Source organism: Brevibacterium marinum (genome assembly GCF_011927955.1).
GTDB classification, from domain to species: domain Bacteria; phylum Actinomycetota; class Actinomycetes; order Actinomycetales; family Brevibacteriaceae; genus Brevibacterium; species Brevibacterium marinum.
On sequence record NZ_JAATJN010000001.1, the window covers coordinates 1,662,912 to 1,679,762 of the forward strand.

The following is a 16,851-nucleotide window of genomic DNA, read 5'->3' on the forward strand; positions in this document are numbered from 1 at the left end:
AGCCGTAGGAAGAAGGCACATGAACACACCGAACCGAAGACAAGCACTGGGAGCGGGGCTGTCGATATCCGCGATCGCCGGACTCAGCGCCTGCGGAGGCGGGAGCGTCGGCGCCGCCGACGCCGGGGACCCGGTCAAGGGCGGCAGCCTGCGCGTGGGCGTCACCGGCGGCAACTCCGCGGACACCGTCGACGCCCACATCCCCGTCAACAGCGGCGACGTGTGCCGGGCCGTCAACCTCTACAACGCGCTCTACGGCTGGGACGACGATTCGCAGGTCGTGCCGCTGCTGGCCGAGTCCTTCGAATCCAACGCCGACGCCACCGTGTGGACCTGCACCCTGAAGGAGGGCGTCAAGTTCTCCAACGGTGATCCGATCACCCCGGAGGACGTGATCTTCACCTTCGAGAGAATCACGGATCCAGACGATCCCAAGACCGCGGCGGCGAACTTCACCATGCTCGACAAGGTCGTGAAGAAGGACGAACGAACAGCGGTGTTCCATCTCTCCGAAGCCAACGGCCTGTTCAAAGACGCCGTGGCCGAGTACACCGCCGCCATCGTGCCCGTCGGCTACGACCCGGAGAACCCGGTGTGCTCCGGGCCGTTCAAGCTCAAGTCGTTCACACCCGCGCAGTCGACGGTGATCGTGCCCAACGAACACTACTTCGACTACGACAAGATGTACCTCGACGAGGTGCAGCTGCTGAACTTCAATGACTCCGACGCCCTCATCAACGCGCTGCTGTCGACCCAGGTCGATGCGATCGCGCAGATCCCAGTGGCCCTGGTCGAGGTCATCGACGCCGATGAGCGCATGGCCATCCTCAACTCCGAAACCGGCATGTGGCTGCCGTTCACGATGCGCGTCGACAAGGCGCCCTTCGATGAGGTGAAGGTCCGCCAGGCCTTCCGGCTGGTCGTCGACCGGGAGCAGATGATCGAACAGGTCCTGTCCGGCTTCGGCACCCTCGGCAACGACATGTTCGGCCCGCTGAGCGAGAACTACCCCGAGTTCCCGCAGCGCAAACAGGACATTCCCAAAGCCAAGAAGCTCCTCGCCGAGGCGGGCTACCCCGATGGTCTCGACGTCGAGTTGGTCACCGCCCCCATCCAGTCCGGTGCCGTCGAATCCGCGCAGGTCTTCGCCCAGCAGGCCGCCGAAGCCGGCATCCGAGTCAAGATCCGCCGAGTCGACGCCACGACGTTCTTCGGCGACGAGTATCTGCAGTGGGACTTCGCCCAGGACTTCTGGTACACACGTGATTTCATGCCGCAGGTCATCTCCTGCGCCCTCGAAGAGTCACCGTTCAACGAGACCCACTGGGACGATCCCGCCTTCAACAAGGTCTTCGCCAAGGCGCGGGCCATTCCCGAGGCCGGCAAGCGACGCAACCTCGAACACGAACTGCAGAAGATGCTCTACGACGAGGGCGGCTACATCGTCTGGGGATTCGCCAACCAGGTCGACGCCTTCCAGAAATACGTCGGAGGGCTGGTCAAGAACTCCACCGGACGCCCCCTGGGCGGCTGGCGATTCGACCGCGTATGGATAGGACAGGTGTGACATGTTCACAAAAGTCATCGGACGCAGGCTGATCTTCTCCGCCTTCATCCTCATCGCAGTCTCGCTCCTCGTCTTCGGCGCGACGCTCCTGCTGCCCGGGGATGCCGCCCGTGCGATCCTCGGCCAGCAGGCCACCCCGGAGCGCATCGCGGCCCTCAACGAGCAGCTGGGGCTCAACCAGCCCGCCTGGCAGCGCTACTTCTCCTGGCTGGGCGGGCTCTTCGTCGGCGACTTCGGCACCTCGACGGCCAGTGGCGGTTCCGTCGCCGCGCTGCTGGGCGATCGCGTGTGGGCCTCGTTCATCCTCATGGGGGTGGCCGCGCTCATCTCCGTGCCGCTGGGCATCGGCCTTGGCGTCTACTCGGCGCTGCACCGCGGTGGCCGTCGTGACCAGTCGCTGACCGGAATCAGCCTCGTCCTCGCGGCCATGCCCGAGTTTGTCATCGGCATCGGACTCATCGCGATCTTCGCCACCTCCGTCTTCCAGATCCTGCCCGCCGTGACCCTCGCCCCGCCGGGTGAACCGGTCTGGGGCCGACCCGAGCAGCTCATCCTCCCCACCCTGACGCTGGTCCTCGTCGTCACGCCCTACATCGTGCGGATGATGCGGGCGACGATGATCGAGGTCCTCGACTCCGGCTATGTGGAGATGGCCCGCCTCAAGGGCGTGCCCGAGACCCGTGTGATCATGCGCCACGCCGTGCCCCACGCGCTGGGACCGGTCGCGCAGGTCGTGGCGATCCAGTTGGCCTGGCTGGCCGGCGGCGTGGTCGTCGTCGAGTTCCTGTTCCGCTACCCGGGCCTGGGCCAAGCGCTCATCGACGCGGTGACCTACCGTGACGTGCAGGTCGTGCAGGCGATCTCCATGCTCGTCGCCGCCGTCTACGTCGTGGTGAACCTGGCGGCCGACCTCGTCGGCATCCTCACCAACCCGAAGCTGAGGAGTGCAGCATGAGCACGAATACGAACAACCTCGACGAGCTCAAATCCACCGCCGTCGACGGAGGCGAGGTCCCCAAGGAATCACAGACGACCTACACCCCGTTCCTCAAGCGCGTGCTCGCACAGCGACAGGGCAAGATCGGTCTGGTTCTGACCGGCATCGTGCTGGTGCTGGCGTTCTTCGGGCCCCTGCTGCTGCCCTGGGCGACGGGCAACACCGCGACCGAATTCATTGCGAAGCCCTTCAGCCCCTACGGGCTCTTCGGTTCGGACAACCTCGGCCGCGGTGTGCTCTCCCGGTTCTTCGCCGGTGGCCTCACCCTCATCATCTACTCGGTGCTCGCCACCGCGCTGGGCATGATCGTCGGCGCGATCATCGGCATGCTCGCCGCCTATGTGGGCGGAGCCTTCGATGCGATCGTCATGCGCCTCAACGATGTCATCCTCGCCATCCCTCAGCTCGTGTTCGCGCTGCTGGCGATCACGGTGCTGGGGCCGCAGGGGTGGGTGCTCGTGACCGTCATCGGCATCACCCACGCCCCGCGCATCGCCCGAGTCGCCAGGTCGGCGACCCTGGGCGTGATCACCGAGGACTACATCCTCGCCGCAGAGATGTACGCGATGCCGCGATGGAAGGTGCTGCTGCGCGAACTGCTGCCCAACATCACCGGACCGCTGAGCGTCGAGGCCGGGCTGCGCCTGACCTACTCGATCGGCTACATCGCATCCCTGTCGTTCCTGGGACTGGGTCTGCAGCCACCCGCGGCTGACTGGGGCCTGATGATCAACGAGAACCGGATCGCACTGAGCATCCAGCCCTGGGGTGTGCTGCTGCCGGTGATCGCCATCGCCCTGCTCACCATCGGCACCAACCTGCTTGCGGACTCCTTCGCCAGGGCCACCGCATCGACTTCAGTGGAGGCATGATGACCACCGAGACACAAACCGTCCGCCACGATGATGCGAACATGCCGAACGAGAAGATCGTCCTGCGCGTGTCCGACCTGAAGATCGAGACGAACGCCGGCAACGAGATCCTCCATGGAGTGAACTTCGCACTCAGCCGCGGTGAGATCCTCGGACTCGTCGGAGAGTCGGGGTCGGGTAAGACCACGGCCGGTCTGGCCTGCATGGGCCACTTCCGGGAGGGTCTGAAATTCGGCTCCGGGTCCGTGAGCCTGTGGCCGCGCGGTGAGGACACCGCCGTCGAGGTGGTCGAACTCGACGAGGAGGCCGTGCGGTCCCTGCGCGGGTCCAGGATCGCCTACATCCCCCAGGACCCTGCCCTGTCCCTCAACCCGGCGATGCGGGTGGGGGAGCAGATCCGCGAGGTCCTCGACATCCACCAGTTCGGCAACTCCGATGCCGAACGCACCGAGCGGGTGGGCGCGGTGCTCGTCGACGTCGGACTGCCCGGCGACAAGACCTACCAGAGGCGATGGCCGCACCAGCTCTCCGGCGGTCAGCAGCAGCGCATCGGCATCGCCATGGCATTCGCGATGTACCCCGATGTGCTCATCCTCGACGAACCCACCACGGGTCTCGACGTGTCCACGCAGGCCGTCGTCCTCGACACGATCCGGCAGATGACGGTGGCGAACAATGTCGCAGGGCTCTACATCACCCACGACCTCGCGGTGATCAAGGACATCTCCGACCGGGTGGCCGTGATGCTGCGCGGCGACCTCGTCGAAGAGGGACCGGTCTCCGCTGTCCTCGAGGACCCGCAGCATGAGTACACGAAGATGCTCATGGCAGCCGTACCGGACCTCGATGGGCGGAAGACCATCGGTGAGGGCGCGGCCGCGGAACCGGAGCCCGATGCGGAGCCGGAGGCCACGCACATACTCGTCAGCGACGGATCGGACGAGAAGGACTCTGCGGGGGATGAGCGGGCCTCGGCGGGGGAGCTGGACTGGGCAGCCGCCTCGGCGGGGGATGAACGAGCCTCGGTGGGGGAGCGAGACCGGGCGGCCGCCTCGGCGACGGCGCCACTGCTGGAGACCACGGACGTGGCGCTGGCGTACGGGAAGGCGCAGATCCTCGACGGGATCGACCTCACCCTGGAACCCGGCGACTGCACCCTGCTGCTGGGCGAATCCGGGTCGGGCAAGACGACGCTCTCACGTTGCGTGGCCGGACTCAACGATGACTATTCGGGGTCCGTGCGATTGCGGGGCACGGAGCTGGCGAAGTCGACCCGGAAGCGGACGAACGAGCAGCGCGTGGGCATCCAGTACGTCTTCCAGTCCCCGTTCTCCTCGCTCAACCCTCGTCGCTCGATCGGCCAATCGCTGACCGTGCCGCTGGAGATGAGCGGCGAGGGCACGGCCGCGAGCCGGAAGGCCAAGGTCGAGGAGGCCCTGGACTCGGTGCGGCTGGGCCGCAGCTTCTACCACCGGCGGCCCGGTGACCTCTCCGGCGGTGAACGGCAGAGGGCCGCGATCGCCCGTGCCCTGGTCAACCAGCCCTCGGTCCTCGTCTGCGATGAGATCACCTCGGCGCTGGATGTGAGTGTGCAGGCCTCGATCATCGGACTGCTGCGCACACTGCGGGCCGAGCATCAGTTGGCGATGCTGTTCGTCACGCACAATATTGCGCTCTCGCGCCACATCGCCGACAACCTCGCGGTGCTCAACAAGGGCAAGATCGTCGACTACGGACCCACCGCCCGGGTTTTGGAGAGTCCGAAGCACGAGTACACGCGCACGTTGATCGCGGACGTGCCGAAGTTCTGAGGCGGGTGAGGTCGACACGAAAGCCTCCACGAGAGATTCGTAGTCGGTCCCACCCGCGGGGGCAAGGAGCACGCCGTGCTCAGTCCGCTGCATGTTGTCGCTTTGCCCGGGTCCGCCTTTCACTCTTGTCGATCAGGTGAGCTCCGGTGAGATCCCCGGTGATATTGAGCATCGTAGCGCCCATGCCGAGTATGACATCGACACCCGCGATCAAGCCGACAGTCTCGATCGGCAGTCCGGCCTGTGTCAGCAATATCGTCAAGCCGATCAGCCCTGCTCCGGGAACGCCGGCAGTACCAATCGAGACGAACGTGGCCGTGAGGACAATTGCGCCCAGTTCGGGCGCGGTCATGTCCTGTCCCGCGATGTTCGCAGCCAGCACGACCGAGGCTCCTAAGCGGATGACCGCCCCGTCCATATTGATCGTCGCACCGACGGGGATGACAAAACCGGAAACCTCTTGGAAGATGCCTGCATTCTTCGCGGAATTCATCGACACAGGGATCGTGCCAGAACTGCTCTGGGTGGTAAACGCAGTCGCCATCGGTTCGCGCGCGTTCCGGAAGAATTTTCCGATCGGAACCCGATAGAGCAGCAATAGTGGCACGTAGATCAGCAGAATCTGTACAGCCAATCCGGCGTATACGACACCGGTCAGCTTCCCCAACGCGCCCAGTGCCTCAAAGCCTTGGCCGCCGATTTTGGTGGCAACCAGGGCGAAGACTCCGAACGGCGCATACTGGAGTATTCCCCCAAGAATGCGAAACGTCATCTCCTTGGCTGCCAACACGAGCTTGTACAGTGTGGCTCCGTAGTCCGAAATCGTCGGATCGGACGACCGACGCATGGCTGCCACCGTGAGGCCGACGATCATAGACACGAATATCAGCGCGAGAATCTTGCCGTCGGCCAAGGCCTGGAACAAGTTCTCAGGAACGATTCCGAGAACTTGGTCGATGAACGACGGTGGTTCGGGGGTCTTCGTGCTGGTGTCCGGATTTTCGAGACCGCTGCCAGGGTTCACCAGAAGCGCTAGAGCCAGGCTGATGACGACAGCGGCAGTGGTGGTCAATATGTAAAAGATCAGAGCTTTGGCACCGATTCTGGCCAGGCTTCCGGATTGGGTGTTGTTGACCGCATCGATGAGCGAAAGCATGATGATCGGGATAACAACCAATTGCAACAGCCTCAGCAAAATGTCACCGATTGGTGACAGGACTTCTGCTTGCTGTCCAAACAGCAGTGCAACTGCCAGTCCGAGGACGAAACCGACTGTCATTTTAACGATGAGACTTGTGTCCCGGTAACGACGCCAGGCACCTGTGAGAATTCGCTGCATTTCTCTATTCCTCCATGCTCAGCGTATCGACACTGTCGATCAGCTCGTCGCGGTAGCCTTCTGCCTGGCCGCACACGAGTGCTTCTCCTATTGGACGCAGTGCCTGACGAGGGACAGGAGTCGGCATAGCCATATTGAAACGGACGTGCCCGGCACCCCTGCGTGTCACGGTGAGTTGAGTCTACCGGTTCATGGCAAGTCCGCCTTTGCAGGGCGAGAATGGGAGGCTTTTTTAGGTTGTGACCTGGACCGGATCGGCACTGGAATCTCCGTTCAGCATGGTCACGAGTGTGCGCATCGAGGGAGTCGACCTTCCTCGTCGAGACGCTTCGATCCAGTCCTGGCAGATCACGGCGTAGAGGGCCTTGTCGACTCGTCGGCGGGGGTTGATCGGGCGGGCAGATTCTTAAAAATCTCAGGGTCGGGACGTAGACTCGCACGGTGCGTGTACTAGTCGACCTGAACCGTTGTCAGTCGTATGGTCAGTGCGTTTTCGCTGCTCCAGACGTGTTTTGGATGAAGCAGGAAGAGTCGTTGGAATGGGATTATCAGCCTCCGGCCGAGCAGGAGGAGAAGATCATCCGCGCCGTCCACGCGTGCCCAGTGCGGGCGATCACGCTCCAGACCGGAGCTGATCGATGACACAGTCGGGGCGAAGCGCGCCGTCGCGCATGGTCGTGGTCGGTGGGTCGCTGGCCGGTCTGCGGGCGGCGGAAGAACTGCGCCATCGCGGGTTCGCCGGGTCCGTGACCGTCATCGGCGATGAGGAGACCGCTCCGTACGACCGGCCGCCGTTATCGAAGGCGATGCTCACTGCGGGGGAGGCACCGGCGGTCCCATACCTCGCCCATGCCGAAGCACTCGACGTCGAATGGATGCTGGGCGTGCGTGTTGTCGCGCTTGATCTCGCAGCGGGCAGGGTCCACCTTGCCGATGGGCGGGATGTGGGCTTCGATCGCGTGCTGGTTGCCACCGGGCGCAGGGCACGCGCATGGCCGGTGGCGGCCGAGGCCACCCTGGATGGTGTGCTCACGTTGCGGACGCTGGAAGACGCTGTCGATCTGCGGGAGCGCCTGCTGCAGTCGCCGCGTCGGGTGGTCATCATCGGTGCGGGCTTCATCGGGTCGGAGGTGGCATCCTCCTGCCGCGAACTGGGGCTTGAGGTGTCCGTGGTGGCCCGGGGGTTCTGTCCGCTAGACGGCGCACTGGGTCAGAGCGTCGGGGCATGGGCCGCCGAGTTGTACGCGCGTCACGGCGTCGATCTGCATGCCGCAAGCAGCGTGGAGAGCATCCGCGGCGACGCACATGGGTACGTCAGCGGTGTCCAGCTGAGCGATGGCGGGTTCCTCACCGCTGATCTCGTGGTGATCGCCACCGGCTCTGTGCCCAACGTCGACTGGCTGGAGAGTTCGGGCCTTGACGTGGACGGCGGGGTGGCCGTCGATGGGGCCCTGCGTGCGCTGACGATGAATGGTGTCCCGTGCCCGAACGTCTTTGCTGCCGGCGACGTCGCGCGCTGGGGGCATCCGTTCTACCGCAACCAGCTGCTGGCGATTGAGCACTGGGGAAATGCGCTGGAGCAGGGCCGATATGCCGCCCGCTCGATGATCAGCGAGGCGGGCCCAGCGGAACCGTTCATCGAGATCCCGCGGTTCTGGTCGACGATGTTCGGTGCCAACATCAAGTCGGTGGGGGTTCCATCCTTTGCGGACGAGGTGATGCTGGTCCAGGGGTCCCCGGCGAACCTGCGTGGTGTCTTCCTCTACGGTCGGGAGGGACGGTGCGTGGCCGGGGTGAGTTTCGACGCACCCCGTGAACTGGCCACCTGGGAGCCCCGGATCGTCTCCGGCGAAGCGTTCCCGCCGCAGGGCACGGTCCCGGACTGGGGCCGTGCGGCACCACCCGAACCGGTTCCCGCACGGTTTCCGCTGCGCGGGACGACGCGTCCGCAATGCGCCGATGGAGCAACCAGCGCAACGTTGGCCGCGAGCGGGCATCCGGAAGGAGCACCGGTCGGAGCGACCGAGTGACAAGACACTGTTCGAACAAACGGCCCACTGGGCAGAAGGAGGCCACCATGGCCCACGACACACTGTTCGCAGAACTGCTTTCTCCAGCCCACCGTGCAACGCCGCAGCATCTATGGGCTCAGCTGCGTGAGCAGCCTGTCTCGCGGCAGGAGGACGGAACCTGGGTGGTTACTGGGTATGACGAGGTGCGCGCACTGTCCGCCGACCCACGGATCAGCGCCGCGCACGACGGCGACGCCGAGGCGGAAGGTTCGGAGCAGCGCACGGCCAACTTCATCGTTGAGGACCCGCCCGAGCACAACGAGGACCGGGCACGAGTGATGCGCCATTTCGGGCCGCCGCACCGCCCAGGGTTCGTTGCCTCCCTGGAGACCTCGATCAACCGCTACGTCGACGAAGCACTGAATCATCTGCAAGGACGCACCCGTACAGATGTGGTGGAGGACCTTGCCTATCCGCTTCCCGTCAGCGTCATCTGCGACGTCCTGGGGGTTCCCCATGAGGACGAGCCCCAGTTCTCCGAGTGGACCAAGGCGATGGCACTGCTGGCATCACCAGACGCACGGCTGGACGCCGAAGCGTCCCAGCAGGGAGCCCAGGCTTCGCAGGAGGCCAGATCTTACATGTTCGACCTGGTCCAACGACGCAAGACCGATCCGGGCGAGGACATGATCTCTGGTATGGTCAACGACGAGTCCCCCAATGGTCGCCTCAGCGACGAGCAGATCGTCAGCAATGCGATCCTGTTGCTGATCGCGGGACACGAGACCACCGTCAATGCCATCGCAAACGGGGTTCTGCTGCTGTTGCGCAACCCGGAGCAGATGAACCGCCTGCGCACGCACCCCGAGCTCATGCCGGGCGCGTTCGAAGAGATCCTTCGTCTCGAGTCGCCGGTGCAGTTCCGCGACCGGGTGGCGCTCTCGGACATCGCGATCGCCGGAGTCACGATCCCGAAGGGAGCGACCGTGCAGTTGTCCTACGCTGCAGCCAACCGTGACCCGCGCCGGTTCACCGACCCCGACCGGTTCGATCCCGAGCGAGAGGATAACCAGCATCTCGCTTTCAACACCGGACTGCATTTCTGTTTCGGCGCTCCATTGGCGCGTCTGGAAGGAATCCTGGCCCTGACCGCGTGGGTACGTCGCCTCGTCAACCCCCGACTGGTCGAAGATCCACCGCCGTACCGACGCAACGCAGCCCTGCGTGGCCCAAGTCAGTTGCTTGTCGACTTCGATGGCGTCAACTGAGACGTGATCCGTGACTATGGCGTCAACTGAGACGTGATCCGTGACTGGGGACAGCGTCACGCTTGGTCTCCATGAGGGCTCAAGGGAGAACGTGTGGCTGTTGCTGATACATGGCGGCGTCCTTCCGGAGATCCGTGGCGGCTCCTCAGCGAGGAGATCCAGGTCTTCGACACCAATGATCTTCTCATCGACTTCTCACGCAATTTCTACAATCGGGACTCCTGCACGTATCGGTCGATCACAGTCGATGGTGCAGGGTCGCACGTGAAGCGCTCTGGCTGATCGTCGGGCTCAGCTGTGTGGGGACGGCCGGCGAGACAGCATCGACGTCACGCGCATGCGATCGGAGTTGATCCATACGTCCGAATACTCGATCGCCCGCCCGCCTGCAAGATAGCTCACCTGCTGCAGGTACTGCACCGGGGCCCCGGTCGGAAGTTGCAGCGCATCGGCGACCTCCGCGTCGGCGGCCTGGGCGATGAATGTCCTGCGAGCAGTCGTCACCGCCTTGCCGAAGTCGTCTTCGAGGGTTCCGAACAAGCTTGCCGAGCTGAAGTCAGTCGCCTCGATCCCGGGGGCGAGATCGGCCCGTACGAAATTGACCAGGTAGGCGACGGGGCCTTCGGGCGTTGACCGGATGCGGCGGAGAACGAGAACGGGGTCCGTGGGGTCGATGTCGAGCAGACCGGCTACAGTGCCCGGCGCGCGATTCAACTCCGAGCCCAGCACAGTGACATCCGAGGTGATTCCGCGTGCGGCGAAGTCTTCGGACAGAGTCGTCAGGTCCTGAGCCAGCGCCGGTTCGACCTGCTCTGCGGTGACAAAGGTCCCCCTGCCGCGCACCTGGACAAGCCGGCCTTCGGCGATGAGTGCACCCAGCGCTTTGCGCAGCGTCCCCCGGGAGACCCCGAACTCGGCTGCCAGTTCCGGTTCGGGTTTGAGCCTGTAGTGAGCCGGCCAAATTCCTAGCGTCACGCGCTCGCGGATCACCTCGGCGATCTGGAAATGGAGCGGAACTGGTGCCGACCGATCGATGGTCAAGCCCGTCGTCGTCGCCACTTCTGTTCCCCTCGCTGTCGTCATACGCTCTTCCTGTTGAACCTGCGACTGCCTTGACGCCGTAGCGTGGTTCACATATGTTCATCATTGTACATAGACATATATGAACAAAGGGGTGACGATGAAGATCGCGGTTGTCGGCAGCTACGGCGTCGGCGAGACGATGCGCACGAAGCGCTTCCCTGGTCCCGGCGAAACAATGACAGGAGGAGTGCTCACTGTCGGCCACGGCGGCAAGGGGGCGAATCAGGCCATTGCCGTCCGTCGCCTCGGCGTCGAAGTCTCTCTGCTCACCGCCATCGGTGACGACGCATCGGCCGAACGGGCGATCAATCTGTGGGACAGCGAAGGCATCGAGACCTCGCAGGTACTCAGGGTCGACGGCGCCAAGACGATGACAGGAATGATCATCGTCGACGACGAGGCCGAGAACCGGATCGTCATCGCCCCGGGCGCCCTCGACCACTTCTCTGCGTCCGATGTCCGTGCCAGGGCAGAGGCGATCGAATCCGCAGACGCGCTCATCGTCTGCCTCGAGATTCCGATCGACGCCGCCTGTGAGGCACTGAGGATCGGCCACGAGGCGGGCCTGCTCACCGTGCTCAACCCAGCTCCGGCGGCTCCGGTCCCCGCCGAGGTCCTCTCCTGCGTCGATGTCATCACGCCGAACTTCTCCGAAGCGCGAGCCCTCCTCAGTGATGACAGCGGTGCGAGTGATTCGAGTGATGCGGGCGATGAGACATCCGCCCCCGGAGCCGCACGGGAAGAGGACGCAGTAGAGCTCGCGGCCGCTCTGCACACCGCCACCGGCTGCCGGGTCGTCTTGACCCACGGAGGAGACGGGAGCATCGTCGCCGACGCCCACGGTGTGCGCACCGTCGCGCCCCATCCTCCCACCGATCTCGTCGACACCACCGGTGCCGGCGATTCCTTCACCGGGGCGCTGACAGTCGCCCTGCTCGAAGGCGATGACCTCGAGACCGCCGCTGTGCGTGCAGCCGAAGTCGGATCGTATGTCGTCGCTCGGCAGGAGGTCATCCCAGCCCTGCCGCATCGCAGCGAACTCTCCGAGCGACTGTGGTCGCAGCAAACTCAGCACGACACCACCGAAAGCTGAGTCCGGCACCGGCACCGCCACGCACTGACTACGACACCATCGCACCAAGGATCTCACGGACCCACTGGCCCCACCGATCCGACATCACAGGAAGAAGAACAGATATGGCAGACACCGATTTCGCATCCCTGAGCTCTCGTGAGCTCGCCCCCTACATCCAGCACACCAAGATCTCCGTCGGCATCACCAGGGATGAGATTATCGCCCATGCGCAGGAGGCCGTCGAATACGGTTTCGGTGCGGCTATGGTCCCGGGATCCTGGGTGAAGACGGTGGCGGACACGCTCAAGGGCACCGGTGTGCCCGTCGCCACCGCCCTCGACTTCCCCACCGTAGGTGTGACGTCGAGTGCAGGCAAAGCCGCCGAAGCGACCGAGCTGGTCCGCCTCGGCGCCGACCAGATCGACATCGGAGTCCAGATCGGCTGGCTCAAGAGCGGCGACTTCCACGCCTTCCGTGATGACATCGCCGGAGTGGTCAACGCCGCGGGTGTACCGATCAAGGTCATGCTCGAACTGCCCCTGCTGACCGAAGACGAGAAGAAGGCCGCCATCGAACTCAGCCTCGAAGCAGGCGTCTCCTATCTGAAGAACGCCAGCTCAGGAGCAATCGAGACGGCTTCTCCGGCGAATATCCGCTACCTCGTCGAGCGCAGCCCCGAAGTCGTGCTCGTCAAAGCGTCGGGGGGCATCAAGAACCGCGACCAGGTTGTCGAGCTGCTCCAGGCCGGTGCGGCCTGCGCTGGGACGAGTGCGGGCATCGAGATCATCACCAACAGCACATCTTCTGAGACCGCCAGCTACTGAGAGCAACTGACGCCGACATCTCGTCGACGACGCCGAGAAGGGACTGCTATGACACGATGCATCATCATCGACACAGACACCGCCCAGGACGACTGCATCGCCCTGCTCGTGGGTCTCCTCGATCAAGAATCCGCGCTTGAAGCAATCACCATGGTGGCCGGGAATGTGGGGTTCACCCGTCAGGTGCACAATGCCCACATGACGCTCAGCGTCGCCGGCCGCCTCGGCGAAGTGCCAATCCACCTCGGATGCGAGCGGCCTCTGACACGCGAATGGGTGTCGGCCGAGAACGTGCACGGGGACGGCGCGGGCGGGATGAGGATGGACCCCACCGGCTGTGCACCCGAGGCTGAGCACGGCGTCGATGCCTTGGTGAGGATCGTCAGCGAGAGTCCCGGCCAGATCGACATCGTGGCCATCGGGCCGCTGACGAACATTGCTATGGCCGTGGTCAAGGATCCGGCGTTCGCCGCCAATGTGAGGTCACTGACGATCATGGGCGGATCGAACAATGGCAGGGGCAATATCACAGCAGCGGCCGAGTTCAACTTCTACGTCGACCCCGAGGCGGCCGACATCGTGTTCTCTTCCGGACTGAACATCACGGTCGTGCCGTGGGCTCCGCTGACCCTCAACGACGCCGTCTTCGATGCTGAAATGCTCGATCAGATCGCCACGATCGACACCCCACTGGCACGCTTCTTCACGAAAGTCTGCGCAGCCACACTCGAGTTCGACGAGGCGGTCGGGATTCCGGGAACCACCCATCCGGACTCGTTGTCGGCAGCACTCCTCCTGCATCCGGAGCTCATCACGGCCGGAGCGGACTACAACGTGCAGATCGAAACCGGCTCCGAGCTGACTCGCGGCTACGCGGCAATGTCGTGGGGAGTCCATGACCTCCCAGCCAATGCCCGAGTCGTCGAAGCTGTCGACGGGCAGGCCTTCTTCGACCTCATCTGCGCACTGCTGTCGACCGACACCACTCCCAGCCGCGAGATCGAGGGCCTGCGATGAAGGACGAAGCGGCCGTGGACAGCAGGGAGGTCAAGCCCGTTCTGGTGCTCACCGCCCTTGTCGTGGCCGTAGCCAGCTTCCAACTGAATGCCACGATGCTCGCCCCGGCCATCGGCACCATGGCCGCTGAGCTCAACACTGATATCGCCACCATCGGACTGTCTTCGACGGTGTTTTCCTTCGTCACCGCCATCGCCGGTCTGTTCTGGCCTCCGCTGAGCGATATCATCGGTCGAAAGCGAGCGCTGCTCCTCTCCACGGGCATCCTGACATTCGGCAGCCTCGTCGCGGTGCTCGCGGTGAATGTGCCGATGCTCATGGTCGGTCGTGCGATGCAGGGAGCCTGCGGGGCGACCTTCGCGCTGTCGTTCCTGGTGCTGCGACAGGTCGTCGACCCCAAGCGCTTCGGGCGCTATGTCGGGATCATCACTGCCATCAACGCCGGTGTCGGAGGAATCGACACCTTGCTGGGTGGCATCATCGCTGACGCGGTCGGGTTCCGAGGCATCTTCGGCCTCACGCTTCTCCTTGAGATCGTCGCTGTCATCATGATCGCTCTGTGGACTCCTGAGATCCGGGACCTCACAGCAGCGCGCATGGACTGGTGGGGGCTGGGCAGCCTCACCCTTGTTCTCGTCGCCATCAACGTCGGCCTGACCACGGCGTTCCTGCCGGGCGGATGGACGGAGTGGAAGACCTGGGTGAGCTTCGGCATCGCCGTCATCGCGCTGATCGCCTTCCGCATCGGCGAAGGGCGGATCACCAATCCTCTCCTGCCCATCGAGGCGCTGTCCGACCGCGGCGTCTGGGGGCTGCTGCTGACGACGTTCTTCACTCTGGCCTCGAGCTTCTCTGTCCTCGTCTTCATTATCCCGGCTCTGACTCAGGATCCCGAGGGCGGCTTCGGACTGAGTTCGACCTGGTCAGCGCTCCTCTTCCTGATGCCCTATTCGCTGCTGGGGTGGATCACGGCTCCGGTCTTCGGCACTCTGGCCCCGAGAATCGGCTACCGGCTCGTCCTGCGCATCGGCCTGCTCAGCAGCCTCGTACTCACGGGACTGATGGTCGTGGGAGTGTCCAATGCGGCCATGCTCGGCTGTGTCGTCTTCTTCATGGGTGCGACGTACTCGGCCGCAGCCTCCTGCGCGCTCAACGGGCTGGGCATCATCTACGCGCCCGTCTCCCATCCCGGCATCCTGCCGGGAATGAACTCCGCTGCTTTCAACTTCGGCGCTGCTGTAGGCATCGGGGTCATGTCGGCCGTCATTTCGGGCGACCCCGGTACGGGAGGCTACCGCAGTGCGCTCATCGTCGCCACGGTGTTCACCGCTCTGGCGTTCGTGTTCTCACTCGTGCTGCCGGCCCGTCAGGTCGAGGGCGAAAAGGTCTGAGAGCTGCAGGCGCGGTTTCTGCTCATTGCGAAGTCGTGTCCTCCGCGAAAATCAGCGCGCAATCAGTGAGGGACCGCGACGTACAGTGCGGTTCCGGCTACTGGCGTCACCGTATAGGAGTCCAGCTGAGCGGGTTTGAGCCTGCTGCCGGTGGCGAACCGGGGATCCAGGCTGATCGCGACCAGGTCGCCGTTGGCCAGCAGCATTGCGTCGTCACTGACGTTTTCGAGTAAGGACTCGACTTCGTCCTCCAGGCTGTGAACCGTCATGTCGATTCCAGCGACACCGTAGAACTCGCCGTCAATCTCCAGCGGCGCCGTGAACGTGAACGCGAACTGGTCAGTGCACATGTAGTCGACGAAAGGTCCAGTCATGTGACTGCGTCCAGTCGTCGCAGGAACCCGATACCATTCGATGTCTTCGAGACCGGCTTGATACGTCCCGAGTTCAGTGAGATCGGCGTCGAGCGGCAGCGGTTCGCCTCCGTTCTCACGCTGGGTGACCCACCACAGCAGAGATCGCGAACGGGCAAGGACTTTTGGGTGGACGCTGACGATTCCGGCTCCCGCGAACCTGGTCGTGGAAGCGAGGACATCGCGTGCGACGTTTTCGACACGCGTCTCGACCGACCGCGGGGCCACGGAAATCGCATCAGTCGCGACGGACACGATACGTTCGATGGTCTCTGGAACACCCACGTGCCACGCGGTGATTGAATCCAGGAGCCTTGTCAGCTTAGGCGTTTCATCTAATGTTCTCACGTTCGTGCCTTTGTGCGTCATTGCGTTTGGACAACAGCCATCTCAGTGAGATGGTAACAGCTTCCTCCCGCGCCCTGATCGCCGCATCTGTGGCACCGGCGATCATTTCATCGAGCATGTGTTCGTTGTGCGTGAAGATCGACTGTCGAAGCTCTTCGTCGTCCAGGCCCATCCAGAGAAGAGCTCCGAATTCGTTCTGGATCCGGATCTGTTCGTGCACCAGACGAACCGACTGAGACTCACCAGCCAAACGCAGATCTAAGCCGCCCTGAACCGACCGAGCCGCCGCCCCATCGCTCGGGCTCGCACGAAGGAATGTCTCACGAACCGCCATCAGATTGTGTTCGAGGCCCATGCTGTCGATCGTTCTGAGCACGGCGTCGACAATCGCACGATAGTACGTTGCGAAATCAGTGATCTCTGCACGCGAAAGCGCTCCGATCCGACGTTGAAGCAAATCGCGTGCATGATTCGAGTCCATGGCGACAAAGCTGCCGCCGCCTCGCCCCTGCTTGGTATAGAGCAGGTCGGTGGCTCTCAGCTGCTGCAGTGCTTCCCTGACGGTGACGAGGGAGACGCGAAAGCGCGCAGCCAGAGCTGATTCGCCCGGGAGCCTGTCGCCGGGGGCAAGAACGCCCGTTGCGATGGCGTCTTCGAGCCGTTGACGGATCCTGGAAACGAGCGCCTTCTCTCCAATCGGGGCATAGACGGCAGCAGTAACCGGGGAATCTGTCGGGCTGTCTTCCATATGTCGATTATCCGAGTGGAGACTGAGAAAATCTTGAAACATATGGTTCCATGTGTTTATATGATTTACGACACAACCCCGGATTC

Annotated in this window: 15 protein-coding genes; 11 read left to right on the forward strand and 4 right to left on the reverse strand. The window is 63.7% G+C overall.

Annotated elements, in window-relative coordinates:
* The first annotated feature begins 19 nt into the window (after positions 1–19).
* Genes BKA07_RS07295 through BKA07_RS07310 form a run of 4 tightly spaced genes read left to right on the forward strand, consistent with a single transcriptional unit; the run spans position 20 to position 5,247 of the window.
* Positions 20–1,567, forward strand: a complete 1,548-nt coding sequence (locus BKA07_RS07295; RefSeq protein ID WP_167950315.1) for an ABC transporter substrate-binding protein — start codon at positions 20–22, stop codon at positions 1,565–1,567.
* Between the two features lies 1 nt (position 1,568).
* The gene (locus tag BKA07_RS07300; RefSeq protein WP_167950316.1) at positions 1,569–2,522 is read left to right on the forward strand and encodes an ABC transporter permease; all 954 of its coding nucleotides are present in this window, start codon (positions 1,569–1,571) and stop codon (positions 2,520–2,522) included.
* On the forward strand, positions 2,519–3,436 hold the full coding sequence (locus BKA07_RS07305; RefSeq protein WP_209043895.1) for an ABC transporter permease: 918 nt from the start codon (positions 2,519–2,521) through the stop codon (positions 3,434–3,436). The genes BKA07_RS07300 and BKA07_RS07305 overlap by 4 nt, the downstream gene beginning before the upstream one ends.
* Positions 3,436–5,247 carry an ABC transporter ATP-binding protein gene (locus BKA07_RS07310; protein WP_167950317.1) on the forward strand — a complete coding sequence of 604 codons (1,812 nt, stop codon included), beginning with the start codon at positions 3,436–3,438 and terminating at the stop codon, positions 5,245–5,247. Before BKA07_RS07305 ends, BKA07_RS07310 begins: the two co-directional genes overlap by 1 nt.
* 79 nt (positions 5,248–5,326) lie before the next feature.
* Here the strand turns inward: BKA07_RS07310 and BKA07_RS07315 are convergent, their stop codons facing one another.
* Positions 5,327–6,586, reverse strand: a complete 1,260-nt coding sequence (locus BKA07_RS07315) for a dicarboxylate/amino acid:cation symporter (RefSeq protein WP_167950318.1) — start codon at positions 6,584–6,586, stop codon at positions 5,327–5,329.
* 441 nt (positions 6,587–7,027) lie between these two features.
* Between BKA07_RS07315 and BKA07_RS19900 the strand changes: the two genes are divergently transcribed.
* Genes BKA07_RS19900 through BKA07_RS07330 form a run of 3 tightly spaced genes read left to right on the forward strand, consistent with a single transcriptional unit; the run spans position 7,028 to position 9,866 of the window.
* Complete coding sequence (locus BKA07_RS19900) at positions 7,028–7,228, forward strand: 4Fe-4S domain-containing protein (protein ID WP_167950319.1); 201 nt, start codon at positions 7,028–7,030, stop codon at positions 7,226–7,228.
* Positions 7,225–8,616 (forward strand): NAD(P)/FAD-dependent oxidoreductase, encoded by a 1,392-nt coding sequence (locus BKA07_RS07325; protein ID WP_167950320.1) that lies wholly within the window; start codon positions 7,225–7,227, stop codon positions 8,614–8,616. Before BKA07_RS19900 ends, BKA07_RS07325 begins: the two co-directional genes overlap by 4 nt.
* Before the next feature lie 47 nt (positions 8,617–8,663).
* Positions 8,664–9,866 (forward strand): cytochrome P450, encoded by a 1,203-nt coding sequence (locus BKA07_RS07330; protein ID WP_167950321.1) that lies wholly within the window; start codon positions 8,664–8,666, stop codon positions 9,864–9,866.
* A gap of 291 nt (positions 9,867–10,157) precedes the next feature.
* Here BKA07_RS07330 and BKA07_RS07335 read toward each other — a convergent pair whose 3' ends face one another.
* The gene (locus BKA07_RS07335) at positions 10,158–10,949 is read right to left on the reverse strand and encodes a GntR family transcriptional regulator (RefSeq protein WP_167950322.1); all 792 of its coding nucleotides are present in this window, start codon (positions 10,947–10,949) and stop codon (positions 10,158–10,160) included.
* A 97-nt stretch (positions 10,950–11,046) separates the two neighbouring features.
* Here BKA07_RS07335 and BKA07_RS07340 point away from each other — a divergent pair, with 97 nt between their 5' ends.
* The 4 genes from BKA07_RS07340 to BKA07_RS07355 all read left to right on the forward strand — a co-directional run bounded on the left by BKA07_RS07340 (position 11,047) and on the right by BKA07_RS07355 (position 15,256).
* Positions 11,047–12,042, forward strand: a complete 996-nt coding sequence (locus BKA07_RS07340) for a ribokinase (RefSeq protein WP_167950323.1) — start codon at positions 11,047–11,049, stop codon at positions 12,040–12,042.
* Positions 12,043–12,146: 104 nt separating this feature from the next.
* Entirely contained in the window at positions 12,147–12,848 is a 702-nt protein-coding gene (gene deoC / locus BKA07_RS07345) for a deoxyribose-phosphate aldolase (protein WP_167950324.1), read from the forward strand.
* Between the two features lie 48 nt (positions 12,849–12,896).
* Positions 12,897–13,865 (forward strand): nucleoside hydrolase, encoded by a 969-nt coding sequence (locus BKA07_RS07350; protein WP_167950325.1) that lies wholly within the window; start codon positions 12,897–12,899, stop codon positions 13,863–13,865.
* On the forward strand, positions 13,862–15,256 hold the full coding sequence (locus BKA07_RS07355; RefSeq protein ID WP_167950326.1) for an MFS transporter: 1,395 nt from the start codon (positions 13,862–13,864) through the stop codon (positions 15,254–15,256). Before BKA07_RS07350 ends, BKA07_RS07355 begins: the two co-directional genes overlap by 4 nt.
* A gap of 62 nt (positions 15,257–15,318) precedes the next feature.
* Here the strand turns inward: BKA07_RS07355 and BKA07_RS07360 are convergent, their stop codons facing one another.
* Entirely contained in the window at positions 15,319–15,924 is a 606-nt protein-coding gene (locus BKA07_RS07360; RefSeq protein WP_167950327.1) for a cache domain-containing protein, read from the reverse strand.
* A gap of 76 nt (positions 15,925–16,000) precedes the next feature.
* On the reverse strand, positions 16,001–16,765 hold the full coding sequence (locus BKA07_RS07365) for a GntR family transcriptional regulator (RefSeq protein WP_167950328.1): 765 nt from the start codon (positions 16,763–16,765) through the stop codon (positions 16,001–16,003).
* Between the last annotated feature and the right edge of the window lie 86 nt (positions 16,766–16,851).

Bases quoted from the DNA above. Each gene is read 5' to 3' on its own strand.
- BKA07_RS07295 (WP_167950315.1), top strand. From the start codon at position 20: ATGAACACACCGAACCGAAGACAAGCACTGGGAGCGGGGCTGTCGATA.
- BKA07_RS07300 (WP_167950316.1), top strand. From the start codon at position 1,569: ATGTTCACAAAAGTCATCGGACGCAGGCTGATCTTCTCCGCCTTCATC.
- BKA07_RS07305 (WP_209043895.1), top strand. From the start codon at position 2,519: ATGAGCACGAATACGAACAACCTCGACGAGCTCAAATCCACCGCCGTC.
- BKA07_RS07310 (WP_167950317.1), top strand. From the start codon at position 3,436: ATGACCACCGAGACACAAACCGTCCGCCACGATGATGCGAACATGCCG.
- BKA07_RS07315 (WP_167950318.1), bottom strand. From the start codon at position 6,586: ATGCAGCGAATTCTCACAGGTGCCTGGCGTCGTTACCGGGACACAAGT.
- BKA07_RS07325 (WP_167950320.1), top strand. From the start codon at position 7,225: ATGACACAGTCGGGGCGAAGCGCGCCGTCGCGCATGGTCGTGGTCGGT.
- BKA07_RS07330 (WP_167950321.1), top strand. From the start codon at position 8,664: ATGGCCCACGACACACTGTTCGCAGAACTGCTTTCTCCAGCCCACCGT.
- BKA07_RS07335 (WP_167950322.1), bottom strand. From the start codon at position 10,949: ATGACGACAGCGAGGGGAACAGAAGTGGCGACGACGACGGGCTTGACC.
- BKA07_RS07340 (WP_167950323.1), top strand. From the start codon at position 11,047: ATGAAGATCGCGGTTGTCGGCAGCTACGGCGTCGGCGAGACGATGCGC.
- deoC (WP_167950324.1), top strand. From the start codon at position 12,147: ATGGCAGACACCGATTTCGCATCCCTGAGCTCTCGTGAGCTCGCCCCC.
- BKA07_RS07350 (WP_167950325.1), top strand. From the start codon at position 12,897: ATGACACGATGCATCATCATCGACACAGACACCGCCCAGGACGACTGC.
- BKA07_RS07355 (WP_167950326.1), top strand. From the start codon at position 13,862: ATGAAGGACGAAGCGGCCGTGGACAGCAGGGAGGTCAAGCCCGTTCTG.
- BKA07_RS07365 (WP_167950328.1), bottom strand. From the start codon at position 16,765: ATGGAAGACAGCCCGACAGATTCCCCGGTTACTGCTGCCGTCTATGCC.